Source organism: Aquabacterium humicola (genome assembly GCF_030167915.1).
Lineage (GTDB): Bacteria > Pseudomonadota > Gammaproteobacteria > Burkholderiales > Burkholderiaceae_C > Pseudaquabacterium > Pseudaquabacterium humicola.
Map to the genome: position 1 here is coordinate 919,240 of NZ_JARGNB010000002.1, position 13,565 is coordinate 932,804.

At 72.9% G+C, this 13,565-nt stretch carries 10 protein-coding genes; 8 read left to right on the forward strand and 2 right to left on the reverse strand.

Annotated features, from left to right (window positions below):
* Positions 1-141: 141 nt before the first annotated feature.
* From P1K89_RS14480 to P1K89_RS14495, 4 genes are read left to right on the forward strand one after another with little or no spacing between them, the layout of a single operon-like run.
* Positions 142-1,050, forward strand: coding sequence for an amino acid ABC transporter substrate-binding protein (locus P1K89_RS14480; RefSeq protein WP_439897996.1), 909 nt, complete (start codon positions 142-144; stop codon positions 1,048-1,050).
* A 29-nt stretch (positions 1,051-1,079) separates the two neighbouring features.
* On the forward strand, positions 1,080-2,282 hold the full coding sequence (locus P1K89_RS14485) for a sensor histidine kinase (protein WP_284617144.1): 1,203 nt from the start codon (positions 1,080-1,082) through the stop codon (positions 2,280-2,282).
* Between the two features lie 58 nt (positions 2,283-2,340).
* Complete coding sequence (locus P1K89_RS14490; RefSeq protein WP_284617145.1) at positions 2,341-3,525, forward strand: hybrid sensor histidine kinase/response regulator; 1,185 nt, start codon at positions 2,341-2,343, stop codon at positions 3,523-3,525.
* A complete protein-coding gene (locus P1K89_RS14495; RefSeq protein WP_284617147.1) occupies positions 3,522-4,211 on the forward strand; it encodes a response regulator transcription factor in 690 nt (229 codons plus the stop codon). The genes P1K89_RS14490 and P1K89_RS14495 overlap by 4 nt, the downstream gene beginning before the upstream one ends.
* On the opposite strand, the gene P1K89_RS14500 is transcribed toward P1K89_RS14495, so the two are convergent.
* Both P1K89_RS14500 and P1K89_RS14505 read right to left on the reverse strand, forming a co-directional pair.
* The gene (locus P1K89_RS14500) at positions 4,178-4,504 is read right to left on the reverse strand and encodes a hypothetical protein (protein WP_284617148.1); all 327 of its coding nucleotides are present in this window, start codon (positions 4,502-4,504) and stop codon (positions 4,178-4,180) included. The two genes, P1K89_RS14495 and P1K89_RS14500, sit on opposite strands and share 34 nt — an antisense overlap.
* The gene (locus P1K89_RS14505; protein ID WP_284617149.1) at positions 4,491-6,065 is read right to left on the reverse strand and encodes a methyl-accepting chemotaxis protein; all 1,575 of its coding nucleotides are present in this window, start codon (positions 6,063-6,065) and stop codon (positions 4,491-4,493) included. The genes P1K89_RS14500 and P1K89_RS14505 overlap by 14 nt, the downstream gene beginning before the upstream one ends.
* Before the next feature lie 409 nt (positions 6,066-6,474).
* Between P1K89_RS14505 and P1K89_RS14510 the strand changes: the two genes are divergently transcribed.
* From P1K89_RS14510 to P1K89_RS14525, 4 genes are read left to right on the forward strand one after another with little or no spacing between them, the layout of a single operon-like run.
* The gene (locus P1K89_RS14510) at positions 6,475-6,927 is read left to right on the forward strand and encodes a response regulator (protein WP_284617150.1); all 453 of its coding nucleotides are present in this window, start codon (positions 6,475-6,477) and stop codon (positions 6,925-6,927) included.
* Positions 6,928-6,945: 18 nt separating this feature from the next.
* Positions 6,946-8,040 carry an ATP-binding response regulator gene (locus P1K89_RS14515; protein WP_284617151.1) on the forward strand — a complete coding sequence of 365 codons (1,095 nt, stop codon included), beginning with the start codon at positions 6,946-6,948 and terminating at the stop codon, positions 8,038-8,040.
* The gene (locus P1K89_RS14520) at positions 8,040-10,601 is read left to right on the forward strand and encodes a TonB-dependent receptor (protein ID WP_284617152.1); all 2,562 of its coding nucleotides are present in this window, start codon (positions 8,040-8,042) and stop codon (positions 10,599-10,601) included. Before P1K89_RS14515 ends, P1K89_RS14520 begins: the two co-directional genes overlap by 1 nt.
* On the forward strand, positions 10,601-13,564 hold the full coding sequence (locus P1K89_RS14525; RefSeq protein WP_284617153.1) for an ATP-binding protein: 2,964 nt from the start codon (positions 10,601-10,603) through the stop codon (positions 13,562-13,564). Before P1K89_RS14520 ends, P1K89_RS14525 begins: the two co-directional genes overlap by 1 nt.
* Position 13,565 lies beyond the last annotated feature (1 nt).

Consider the following 13,565-nt stretch of genomic DNA (forward strand, 5'->3'; position numbering starts at 1 on the left):
TGCCGCCGGCCGCCCCGCCCGCCGCCGGCCCGCCCGCCCGCCGCAGGGCACATCCCGCACAATGCGGGCATGCCTGCCGCCCCGGTTCGCCTGTCGATGCGCACGCACGCCGCGCCGCTGCGGCGCCGGACGCTGGAACGCATGCGGCGCTGTGTGCCGGTGGCGCTGGCGGCCGGCCTGCTGGCGGGCCTGGTGTCGCTCGCGCAGGCCTCGACCGATTCGTTCACGCTGCGCAAGATCCGCGAGGTCGGCGTGATCTCGATCGGCTACCGCGACGCGTCGGTGCCGTTCTCCTACCTCGACGAGCAGCAGCGGCCGATCGGCTATTCGATGTCGATCTGCGACCACGTGGTGCAGGCGGTGAAGGCCAAGCTGAACCTGCGCGAGCTCGAGGTCCGCTACCTGCCGGTCAGCTCGGCCACGCGCATTCCGCTGGTGGCCAACGGCAGCGTCGACCTGGAATGCGGCGTGACGACCAACAACGTCGAGCGCCAGCGCAAGGTGGCCTTCAGCGTCACCACCTTCGTCGCCGCGAGCAAGCTGCTGTCGAAGAAGTCGCAGCCGGTGGTCCGCATCGACGACCTGCGCGGCAAGGTCGTCACCTCGACCGTCGGCACCACCTCGCTGCGCTACCTGCAGGAGCTGGCCGACGAACGCGGGCTGGACATGCGCATCATCGCGGCGAAGGACGATGCCGAGGCCTTCCGCCTCGTCGAGACCGGCCGCGCCACCGCCTATGCGATGGACGACGTGCTGCTGCGCGGCACCATCGCCGCCGCACGCACACCCGAGGCCTACCAGGTGTCGGAGGAAGCGCTGTCGGTCGAGCCCTACGGGATCATGCTCAACCGCGACGATCCCGAGTTCAAGCGCCTCGTCGACGACACCATCGTCGGCCTGTTCAGGAGCGGCGAGATCCACAAGCTGTACCGGCGCTGGTTCCAGTCGACCATCCCCGGCGGCATCAACCTCGGCCTGCCGATGCACCCGTCGATGCGGCGGGTGGTCGACAAGCCGACCGATTCGGGCGACCCGGCGCTGTACCGCTAGGTGAGCGCACCGGACTTGCCGCAGCGACCATGAACATCCCCACCCCGGCCGCCGCCGCCGACGTCGACATGGCGACGGCCCCCGCCAGCGCGTCCGACTCGACGATCCTCGTCGTCGATGACCTGCCGGGCAACCTCGAGCTGGTCGCCGGCCACCTCGAGCAGAGCGGCTACCGGGTGGTCGTCGCACAGGGCGGCGACGAGGCGCTGGAGCGCGCGCTGCTGGTGCGGCCGGCCCTGGTGCTGCTGGACGTGATGATGCCGGGCATCGACGGCTTCGAGACATGCCGCCGGCTCAAGGCGCGCGACGAGCTGCGCGACGTCCCGGTGATCTTCATGAGCGCACGCGCCGAGATCAGCGACAAGCTGTCCGGCTTCGCGACCGGCGCGGTCGACTACGTGACCAAGCCGGTCGACAGCGCCGAGCTGCTGGCGCGCGTGGACACGCACCTGGCCATGGCCGCGCTGCGGCGCCAGCTGGCGGCGCAGAACGTGCTGCTGCAGCGCGAGATCGCGTCGCGCGAAGAGGCGCAGGCGGCGCTGCAGCGCTCCAACGCCGAGCTCGAGCAGCTGGCGTACGTCGCGTCGCACGACATGCAGGAGCCGCTGCGCATGATCGCCAGCTACCTGCAGCTGATCGAGCGGCGCTACGCCGACCGCCTGGATGCCGACGGCCACGAGTTCATCGGCTACGCGGTCGACGGCGCCAAGCGCATGCAGGCGCTGATCAACGACATGCTGGCCTACTCTCGCGTGGGCACCAAGGGCCGCGCCCCCGCGCCGGTGGAGTCGGCGACGATCATGAAGATCGTGCGCGAGCACCTGCGGCTGGCGATCGAGGAGGCCGGCGCCGAGATCGAGCTCGGCGAGCTGCCGCGGGTGCACGGCGATGGCGCCCAGCTGGTCCAGCTGCTGCAGAACCTGGTCTCCAATGCGTTGAAGTTCCGCGGCCCGGCGCCGCCGCGCATCCGCGTGGAGTGCAGCACCGATGCGCAGGGCTGGTGCTTCTCGGTGCGCGACAACGGCATCGGCATCGCGCCCGAGCACGCCGAGCGCATCTTCGCCATGTTCCAGCGCCTGCACGCGCGCAGCGCCTACCCGGGCACCGGTATCGGCCTCGCGCTGTGCAAGCGCATCGTCGAGCGCCACGGCGGCCGGCTGTGGGTCGAGCCCGCCGACGGCGGCGGCTCGGTGTTCCGCTTCACGCTGCCGCGCATGGCCACGGCGCCATGAGCCCGCCCGGCCGTTCCGAAGGGCTCATCCCGAAGCACGCAGTGCGCAGGGGCGTCGAATGAGCGCCTCGCTGCTGCTGATCGAGGACAACCCGGGCGATGCGCGCCTCATCGCCGCGCTGCTCGAGGACGCCGCGGCCTTCGGGCTGGCGACCACGCTGGTCACCGTCGACACGCTGGCCGCCGGCATCGAGCGCCTGCGCCCCGGCGGCTTCGAGCTGGTGCTGCTGGACCTCGGGCTGCCCGAGAGCAGTGGCCTGGAGACCGTGCAGCGCCTGCGCACCGCGGTGCCACGGCTGCCGCCGCTGGTGGTGCTGAGCGGCCTGAACGACGAGGACGTCGCCGTGCAGGCGTTGCAGGCGGGCGCGCAGGACTACCTCGTCAAGGGCCGTGTCGAACCCAGCGCCCTGGCGCGGGCGATCCGCTACGCGCTCGGTCGCCACCAGGCCGAGCAGGCGCTGAAGAACGAGCTCGAGCGCTCGCGCGAGCTGGCCACCGAACGCGCGGCCCGCGCGCGCGTCGAAGGTGAGTCCGAAAGCCTGCGCCGGCTGCTCGACGAGCGCGACCAGCTGCTGCGCCTGCTCGCGCACGAGGTGCGCCAGCCGCTGCACAACGCCGGCGCCGCGCTGCAGAGCGCGCTCGACGCCATCGCCGGGGCCGGCACGGCCGCGCCGCCGGGCGTGCAGCCACCGCTTCAGCATGCGCAGCAGGTGATGGCGCATGTCATCGGCACGCTGAACAACGCGCTGGCCGCTGCGCTGCTGCTGACCGCCGGGGGGCACGGCGTGCCGGTCGACACGGACCTCGATACGCTGGTCGCGCTGGTGCTCGGCGACATCGGGCCCGAGGACCGCGGCCGCGTCGCGCTGTCGATCGACAGCGGGCTGCGCACCGCGCAGCTGCAGCCGACGCTGATGCGGCTGGCGCTGTGCAACCTGCTGGTGAACGCGCTGAAGTACTCGCCGGCGCCGGCACCGGTGCAGCTGCGCATCGTCGACCGCGACGATCCGCCGGCGCTCGGCTTCGAGGTCAGCGATCTCGGCAGCGGCATCGATGCCGCGCTGCTGCCCACCGTGTTCGATCGCGGCACCCGCGGCCCGGATGCGCGCCCCGGCACCGGGGCCGGGCTGGGCCTGTACATCGTGCGGCAGGTGACCGACATGCACCGCGGCAGCATCGTGATCGAGCCCAACCTGCCCCACGGTACGATCGTGCGCATGTGGATTCCGCAGGGCGAAGGATGACCCTTCCGCACAAGCTCGCCATCATCGACGACGACCGCGACCATGCCGCCTACCTGGCGGAGCACCTCGGCCAGCGCGGCGTCGAGGTCATGGTGTTCCACGACAGCGACGAGTTCCTGACCTCGCCGCAGGCCTTCGAGTTCGAGTTCTACGTCATCGACCTGATGCTGCCGGGCATCGACGGCGTCGACCTGATCCGCCTGGTGCGCCGCCGCGGCAACGCCGGCATCGTCGTCGTCTCCGGCCGCATGGATGCGGACGTGTTCGACTCGGTGATGCGCAACGGCGCCGACATGCACCTGATGAAGCCGGTGCGCATGGAGCAGGTGGCGCTGGCGATCGAAGCGGTGCAGCGGCGCATCGAGGCCGGCCGCGCGCAGGCCGGCGCCTGGCGGCTGGACCGCAAGGCGCGGCAGCTGATCGCGCCCGAGGGCACGCGCATCGACCTGAGCGACAACAACCTCGCTGTCATCGAGTGCTTCGTCGACGCGCAGGGCGAGACCGTGACGCACGGCATGCTGTGCGAGCGCCTCGGCCGCGACCCGGCCCAGGAGGCCGACAACCTGCTGCACGCGGCCATCTACCGCCTGCGCCGGCGCATCGAGCGCGCGACGCCGGCCAGCGTGCCGCTGCAGGTCGAGCCGCGCGTCGGTTATGCCTTCCGGGGCACGCTGACGGCCGTCTGAGCCGCGGCGCCGGCGCCGTGCTCGACCGGCCCCGGCTGCTGCAGCCCGTGGCCGAGCGTCTCGGTGACCACCGCGATGTCGCGCGCGACGCCCGAGACCTCGGCCAGCACCGCCGCCAAGGTGGCGGCCGGCGCCTGCAGGCGCGGGTCGCGCCGGACCAGCGCGAGCACCGTCTCGAGCTCGTTGCACAACATCTGCAGCTGCTCGCCCTGGACCGCGACCATCGCCAGGCGTGCCACCATCTGCCGGGCGGCGCGCGGGTCGCGGGCCGGCACGCCGTCAGGCCGCTGCACGGGGCGCCTCCTGCAGCCGGAAGCTGCCGATCACGCGGGTGAGGCCCTCGGCCTGCTGGCGCAGGCTCTCGGCGGCGGCGGCGCTTTCCTCGACCAGCGCGGCGTTCTGCTGCGTGCCGTTGTCCAGCGACGTGACGGCCTGGTTGACCTGCACGATGCCGGCGCTCTGCTCGGTCGTCGCGGCGTCGATCTCGGCGATCAGCTCGGTCACCCGCGACACCTGCTGCACCACCTCCGCCATCGTCGCGCCGGCCTGGTCCACCAGCGCGCTGCCGCCGTGCACGCGGTCGACCGAGTTGCCGATCAGCGCCTTGATTTCCCGCGCGGCCTGCGCGCTGCGCTGGGCGAGCGTGCGCACCTCGCCGGCCACCACCGCGAAGCCGCGGCCGGCCTCGCCGGCGCGCGCCGCCTCGACGGCCGCGTTCAGCGCCAGGATGTTGGTCTGGAAGGCGATGCCGTCGATGACGCCGATGATGTCGGCGATCTGCGCGCTGGACTCGCTGATCTGCTTCATCGTCGCGACGACCTGCTGCACCACGTCCCCGCCGCGGCCGGCCACCGCGGCGGCCGCGGTGGCGAGCTGGTTGGCCTGGCGTGCGCTGTCGGCATTCGTGCGCACGGTCTCGGTCATCTGCTGCATCGACGCCGCGGTCTGCTGCAGCGCGCTCGCCTGCTGCTCGGTGCGGCCGGACAGGTCGGCGTTGCCGGTGGCGATCTGCGCCGACGCGGTCGCGATGCACTCGGCGCTGAGGCGCACCTGGCCGATCAGCGCAACCAGGTTGCGCTGCATCTGGCCCATCGACGCCAGCACGCACCCGGCGCGCGCGGCGTCGGCACCGGGCACCGGGCGCAGGTCGCCGGCGGCCACGCGCTGCGCGGCCTCGCCCAGCTCGGCGGGCTCGGCGCCCAGCGCGCCGACCAGGCGCCGCGTGATCAGCAGCCCGAGCACCGACGACACCAGCACGGCCAGGCCGCAGGCGACCGCCAGCAGCGCGCGGTTGGTCTCGTAGTGGGACTCCGCGTCCTTCACCGCCTGCTGGGCTTGCGCGCGGCCATGCTCGGCGAAGCCGGTCGAAGCCTTGCGCAGCGTCTCCAGCAGCGGCAGGGCGCGCCGGCGCAGCTCGGCGTACGCGGCCTCGCGCTGGCCGGCCATCGCCTGATCGACGATCGCCCGTGCGATCGGCACGTAGGCGGTCTCGATGCGTTCCATCTCGGCCACATGCTCGATGTCCTTCGGGTCGACGGTGTGTGCGCCGCGCACGCGCGCTGACAAGTCGGCCAGCGCCTTGCCCAAATCGTCCTGGGCCGAGTCGATCGCCTTCTGCGCGGCGGCGCGCTGGGCCGGCTCGTCGGCCAGCATCACGTCGCGCAGGGCGATGGCTCGCCGGTTGGCCGCCGCGCGCACCTCCACCGCGAGGTGTTCCTGCGCCAGCTCCTCGTGCACGAAGCTGCGGAAGTCGTCGTTCGAGTCCCGCAGCGAACGCAGGCTCAGCAGCGCCACCAGCACCAGCAGCAGCGTCAGCGCGGCGAATGCCAGCCCCAGCTGCATGCGCACCGTCATCGGCGTGCGTCCGCGTGCCCGGTCGGCCGCCGTTACCGTTGCCTCGCCCCCGGCCGCGCGGCCGCCTGCTTCGAGTGCCCTAACCATCAGAGATCTCCTTGCGTCATTGCGCAGCAGTGCGCCATCAGTTGGCTGTGCGGCCGCCGCGGCGGTCGCTGCCCACGGTGGCTGCCCGGCCGGAGGAATTTCCGGCGCGGCAGCAAATGATCAGTTGAATCAGAACTGATCAAAGACTAGAATAGTCTGACAATCTCGGCTCATTTGGATCATGCTTCGAAAGCGGAAGCCACCGGCGGTCAGCGCAGCGAGGCACCATCCGGTCGTGCACTCCGGGTCCATGCCCTTACCCGCAGCAGGGCATCCTGCCTATAGTCGGTTCGAGGCGCTGCCTGCGCCCGGGAGCCGCGAGATGGCCGACTTCGAGAGCCTGCGTGCCATCGAGATCCTGATGGTCGAGGACAACCCCGGCGACGTGCGCCTGACGCGCGAGGCCTTCAAGGACGGCCGCGTGTGGAACCGCCTGCACGTGGTCGAGGACGGCCTGCTGGCAATGGACTTCCTGTACCGCCGGCCGCCCTTCGAAGAAGCGCCGCGGCCCGACATCATCCTGCTCGACCTCAACCTGCCGCGCATGGACGGCCGCGAGGTGCTCGCGGCGATCAAGTCCGACCCCGCGCTGCGCATCATCCCGGTCGTCGTGCTGACCACCTCGCAGGCCGAGGAAGACGTGCTGCGCGCCTACCACCTGAACGCCAACTGCTACGTCACCAAGCCGGTCGACCTGGAGCAGTTCATCCGCATCGTGCAGGCCATCGAGGATTTCTGGCTCACCGTCGTGCGCCTGCCCCTGTCGCCTCCCTAGCTGTCGAAAGGAGCGTCCATGTCCAAGCCGATCCATGTGCTGCTGATCGAGGACAACCCGGCCGATGCGCGGCTGCTGGCCGAGATGCTCGTGGAGCTCGGTGCCGAGGGCCTGGACTGCGAGCTGGCCTGGTCGCAGACGCTGGAAGCCGGCCGACGCCGGCTGGAGGACGATCACCCGGTCGACGTGGTGCTGCTCGACCTGGGCCTGCCCGGCTCCAGCGGCCTGCCGACGCTGCGGCGGCTGCTCGAAGGCGGCCGCTGCCGGCCCGCGCTGCTGGTGTGCACCGGCGTGGGCGACGAGGAGCTCGCGCTGCAGGCGCTGCAGGCCGGCGCCCAGGACTACCTCGTCAAGGGCCAGATCGACGCACCGGTGCTGGCGCGCGCGATCCGCCGCGCGCTCGGCCGCGCCCAGTCCGAACGCGACCGGCGCACCTTCCTCGCCGGCATCAGCCACGAGCTGCGCACGCCCTTGTCGGGCATCCTCGGCTTCGCGCAGCTGATGCAGCTCGACGAGGCGCTGCCCGATCGCCACCGCCATGCCGCCCGCATGATCCAGTCCAGCGGCGAGCACCTGCTCGCGCTGATCAACGACATCCTCGACCTCGCCAAGGCCGAGGCGGGCCGCCTGGAGCTCGATCGCCATGCCTTCGAGCTGCCGTCGCTGGTGCAGCTGGTGGCCGGCATCGCCCGCGTCAAGGCGATGCAGAAGCCGCAGCTGGTGCTGGGCGTGGACCTCGCGCCCGAGCTGCCGCGCCAGGTGCAGGGCGACGAGCAGCGCCTGCGCCAGGTGCTGCTGAACCTGCTGGACAACGCGGTCAAGTTCACCGATGCCGGCGCGGTGACGCTGCGCCTGCGCGCCGCCGGCCCCGCCCGCATCGCCTGCGAGGTCGAGGACACCGGCGTCGGCCTCACCGACGAGCAGCGCGCGCGGCTGTTCCAGCCCTACGAGCAGGTCGGCGACGGCAGCCAGCGGCGGCAGGGCACGGGGCTGGGCCTGGCGATCTCGCGCCAGCTGGTGCGCCTGATGGGCGGCGAGCTGCGGGCGAGCCCGCGCGAGGGCGGCGGCAACCGCTTCGCCTTCGAAGTGGACCTCGAGCCTGCGGAGGCGTGATGGCGGCCCGGTGTGCGCTGGTGCCCGCGCTGGCACTGGCGGCGGCGGTGCCCGAGGCGCCAGCGCAGCCCGTGCCTGTCGAGCCGGCCGGCAGCGTGGTGGTGGTCGGCCGGCGCGAGAGCCTGGCCGCGGGCCTGGCCCTGAAGCGCCACCGCGAGGAGATCAGCGACGCGGTGGTCGCCGACGAGATCGGCAAGTTGCCCGACTTCAACCTCACCGAGGCGCTGCAGCGCATCACCGGCGTGCAGGCCGCGCGCGACCGCGGCGAGGGCGCCGGCCTCACCGTGCGCGGGCTGACGCAGGTGGAGGCGACACTCAACGGCCGCGAGATCTTTACCGCCGGCACCGGCCGCACGCTCGACTTCGCCGACCTGCCGTCGGAAATGATCGCCACCGCGACGGTGTTCAAGTCGGCCTCGGCCGAACAGCTCGAGGGCGGTGTCGGCGGGCTGGTCGACCTGCGCACGCGCCGGCCCTTCGACTTTCCCGGCCAGGCGGGCGTGCTGTCGCTGCGCGCGGTGCACGGCGACCTGGCCCGCCGCACCGAGGGCCAGGCCTCGGCGCTGTGGAGCGGGCGCTGGCAGGCCGGCGGCGGCGAGTTCGGCGTGCTGCTGAACGCGTCGCTGCAGCAGCGCGCCTTCCGCGAGGACCTCAAGGGCACCGGCAACCCGCAGCGGCGCGACGACCTCGTGCCCGGCCGCACCGTCACCGTCGCCTCGTCGACCAGCGAGACCAGCAGTGCCGGCACACGGCGCCGCGGCACCGGCTCGCTGATCGCGCAGTGGCGGCCGGCGGCCGGCTGGCTGCTGCAGGGCGAGGCGCACCTGGCGGAGTTTCGCACGCGCCAGGATTCGCAGCAGATCAACCTCGGCAGCGGCCGGTCCGTCGAGCCCGGCAGCGTGCAGCTCTTCGACGGCAGCAGCGACGTGCGCCGCATCACCTGGCTGGACGCCCCGGTGTCGGTGCTGAGCTTCGCGCGCGACACGGTCGACCGGCTGCAGCAGGCCGCCCTGGCCGTGCAGCGCGAGGCCGACGGCGTGCGCTGGAGCGCCGACCTGAGCCACACCCGCAGCTTCAACAGCCTGTACTTCAGCGGCCCGGTGTTCGGCGGCCGCGTCGCGAGCTTCACCCACGACCTGTCGGGCCCGGTGCCGGCCACGGCCGTCGCCGGCACCGACCTGCTCGATCCGTCGAACCTGCGCTACACGCTGCTCGCGCTGCGCACGCGCGTCTTCGAGGGCACGCTCGATGCGGCGCGCGCCGACGTGCAGTGGCAGCGCACGGGCTGGCTGCACACGGTCGCCGCCGGCCTGCGCAGCGCGCGGCGCGCAGCGGGCAATGCCCCCGGCCTGATCTTCGCCGACGCGGCGCTGACCGGCCCGTCGGCGGCGCAGACGCCCGACCGCGTGCAGCCCAACCCGTATGCCGACTTCCTGCCCGGCTCGACCAGCATCGGCCGCTTCCTGACCGGCCGCCTCGACGACGCACGCGACGCGCAGGCGCTGCGCGATGCCTTCGGCGTCGCGACGCCGGTGCCGCTGTCGGCCAATCCGCTGAGCCTGTGGCAGATCGACGAGCGCACCGACGCGGCCTACCTGATGGGCCGCTTCGACACCGGCGCGGTCGACGGCAATGCCGGCCTGCGCGTCGTGCACACGCGCCTCGGCGTGTCCGGCTGGCGATCGGTGCCGGCCAGCGGCGGCGTCGAGCCGCTGGCGGTGGAGCGGGCCAAGACCGACTGGCTGCCGAGCCTGAACCTGCGCTGGACGCTGCGCCCGACGCTGCTGGCGCGGCTGGCCCTGTCGAAGACCCTGGCGCGGGCGAACTTCGACCAGCTGTCGCCGTCGCTGTCGCTGCTGCGCAATCCGGTGAACCCGTCGCTGAACCAGGGGGCCGCCGGCAACCCGGACCTGCGGCCGGTGCGTTCGGACAACCTCGACCTCGCGCTGGAGTTCATGCCGCGCAGCGGCAGCGCGCTGCATGCCACCGCGTTCGCCAAGCGTGTCGACGGCTTCCCGGCGAACGCCAGTGCGTCGGAGACGCACGACGGCGTGGTCTACCTCGTCACCCGGCCCTACAACAGCGGGGCCGCGCGCATCGACGGCCTGGAGCTCGGCGGGCAGCACTTCCTCGACACGCTGCCGGGCGCCTGGCGCGGGCTCGGCGTGCAGGCCAACATCACCTGGCTGCACAGCCGCACCGACGACCGCCTGCTCGGCGCCGGCGTGCCGCTGCAGAACCTCTCGCGCCGCAGCGCGAACCTGATCGGCCTGTACGAGCACGGCCCCTGGTCGGCGCGGCTGGCCTGGAACTGGCGCAGCCGCTTCCTCAGCGGTGCCACGAGCGTCGTCGGCGTGGGGGTGCTGCCGAGCTACACCGAGGCCTACGGCTGGCTCGATGCCTCGCTCGCGATGAAGCTGTCGGAGCGCATCACCGTCGCGTTCGAAGGCACGAACCTGACGCGCACGCGCCGCGGCGCCAACTTCGGCTCGCCGCTGCGGCCGCAGAGCAACCTGCTCAATGATCGGCAGCTCGGCGCGCGCCTGACGGTGCAGCTCTGATGCCCCGGCACCTGCACCGCGCCTGCGCGAGCGCGCTGCTGGGCCTGGCCGCCGTCGCGGCCGGCGCCGGTCCGCTGGAAGACTGGCGCGCGCAGGCCGAGCGGGTGCGCGCGCTGGCCGACAACGACGTGCCGCGCGCCCATGCCGAGGCGCTGGGCCTGCAGCAGGCGCTGCCGCCCGATGCCACGCTGGCCGATCGCGCGAAGGCGCTGAACGTGCGCGCGCGCACAGAGACCTACCTGGGGATGACCGAGGCGGCGGCCCGGCATGCGGGCGAGGCCTTCGCGCTGGCGAGCCAGGCCCACGACCGTGTGGGCCAGGCCGAGTCGGACCTCGTGGTGGTGCTGAACTCGATCAACCAGGGCCGGCTCGACGAGCTGGTGAAAGCCACGCAGCGTGCCGTCGTCACGCTGGAGGGCGTGACCGACCGGCCCGACCTGCTGGCGGAGGCGATGCTGCGGCTGGCCGTGATGTACCGCCGCTTCGAGCAGATCGACGAGTCGGTCCAGGTGGCGATGCAGACGATGGAGATCGCCCGCCGCTCCGGGCATCCGATGGCCCTGGTGCTTGCGCACCAGGGGCTGGCGCTGGCGTACGGGCAGAGCGGCCGGCAGGGTGAATCGTTGGACCACCTGGAGCAGGCGCGGCTGCAGGCGCGCAAGGTGCCCACGCGCATGCTCGAGGCCTTCGCCACCGCCGGCATGGCGGGCGACCTGCGCAACCGCGGCGACCTCGAGCGCGCCGAGCAGCTGGCCCGCGAGGCGCTGGCGATGCACCGCGAGGTCGGCGCGCCGTTCGCGATCAGCTTCGGCCTGTACGGCCTGGCGGACGTGCTGTCGGCCCGCGGCCGCCCGCAGGAGGCGCTGCAGCTGCTCGACGAATCGGTGGGCATCTACGATCGCCACCCCAATCCGATCGGCCAGTGGTTCTCGCTGAACGCGCGCAGCGCGACGTACCAGGCGCTGGGCGACCCGGCGCGCGCGCTGGCCGATGCACAACGCGGTTATGGTCTGGCGCAGCAGCTGGGGCACCCGGTCTATCTCAGCGGCAGCGCGAGCCGGCTGTCCGCGCTTGCCGCGAAGGCGGGCGACTTCAAGCGCGCCTACGAGCTGGCGGTGGAGGCCGCGCAGATGACGAGCAAGGCGGTGCGCGACAAGGCCGGCGCCCGCATGCTGCAGCTGACCCAGCGCTACGAGAGCGAAAGCAAGCAGCGCGCGATCGACGAGCTGCGGCGGCAGACCGAACAGCAGCAGGCGCAGCTCCGGCAGCGCGAGCTGCAGCAGCGCTGGCTGTGGACGCTGCTGGCCGCGGTGGCGATGGCGCTGGCGGGCGCCGCGCTGCACGTGCGCCGGTCGCGCCAGGCGCAGCGCGCGCTGCAGGCGCTGAACGAGCAGCTGCAGGCGTCGGAGAACGCCGTGCGTGCGCTCAACACCGAGCTCGAGCAGCGCGTGAACCAGCGCACCGATGCGCTGCGCCGCCAGGCCCGCTACCTGCGCACGCTGATCGACATGCTGCCGATGTGGACCTGGTTCAAGGACACCGGCAGCCGCTACCTGGTGACCAACCGCGCCCACGCCCAGGCCCACCGGCGCGAGGTCGACGAGGTGATCGGCCGCACCGACGCCGAGCTCCAGGCCGACGGCGCGGCGCAGGCTTCGCTGGCCGACGATGCCGAGGTGATGGCCTCGGGCAGGCGCATGACCGTCGAGCAGGCGGTGGGCGAGGGCGACGCGACGCGCTGGATGGAGGTGTTCAAGGCGCCGGTCAGCGACGAGGACGGCACGTTGCTGGGCACCGTCGGCGTCGCGCGCGACATCAGTGCGCAGAAGGCCGCCGAGGCGGCGCGCGAATCGGCGCTGGCGGAGGCCGAACGCCTCGCGCAGCTGCGCAGCGACTTTCTCGCGCGCATGAGCCACGAGCTGCGCACGCCGCTGTCGGGCATCCTGGGCTTCGCCGAACTGCTGCGCACGGAGGCCCCGCTGGGCGAGCGCCAGGAACGCTGCGTGCGCATCATCCAGCAGAGCGGGCAGCACCTGCTGAACCTGATCAACGACCTGCTGGACATGTCGCGCATCGATGCCGGACGGCTGGAGCTGCATCCGACACCGGTGCGGCTGGCTGGCTTCGTGCACGCGGTCGGCGACATCGTGGCCGTCAAGGCCGAGCAGAAAGGGCTGCGGGTCGCGGTCGAGCTCGCGCCGGGCCTGCCCGAGGCGGTGCGCCTGGACGACCTGCGGCTGCGCCAGGTGCTGCTGAACCTGTTGTCGAACGCGGTGAAGTTCTGCGACGCCGGCCAGGTGACGCTGCGCGTCGGCCGCGCCGCCGCGCCCGGCGCGGCGTCGCGGCCCGGCGAAGCGCTGCGCTTCGAGGTCGAGGACAGCGGCATCGGCATGACGCCGCAGCAGCTGTCGAAGCTGTTCCAGCCCTTCGAGCAGGTGGCCGCCGACGGCGCGCGCCGGCAGGGCGGCACCGGCCTCGGACTGGCGATCAGCCGTCAGCTGGTGCGCCTGATGGGCGGCGACATCCAGGTCGACAGCGCACCGGGTGCCGGCAGCCGCTTCTGGTTCGAGCTGGTGCTCGCGCCCTGCGCAGCGCCCGAAGCGTCGGCGGCGCCGCCCGCGCCGGCCTCGGTTGCGATGGCGGATCCTGCCCTGGGCACGGCGCCGGCCCCGGCCCCGGCCGTCGCGGCGGCCGCTGGCCATGGCGCGGCCGTTCCGACCGACGAGCCGTTGCCGCTGCCCGCGCTGCCTCAGCTGCGCGAGCTGCAGCGCCTGGCGCGCATGGGCGACATGCGCCAGCTGCGCGAATACTCGCAGCAGCTGCAGCAGGCCGATCCCGGCCTGGCGGCCTTCGCGCAGCACGTGCATGCGCTGGCGCAGGACTTCCGGTCGCAGGCGATCAGTGCCTTCGTCGACTTCCACGCCGACCGCGCGACGGCCGCGCAGTCCCGCACCGGGGGCTGAG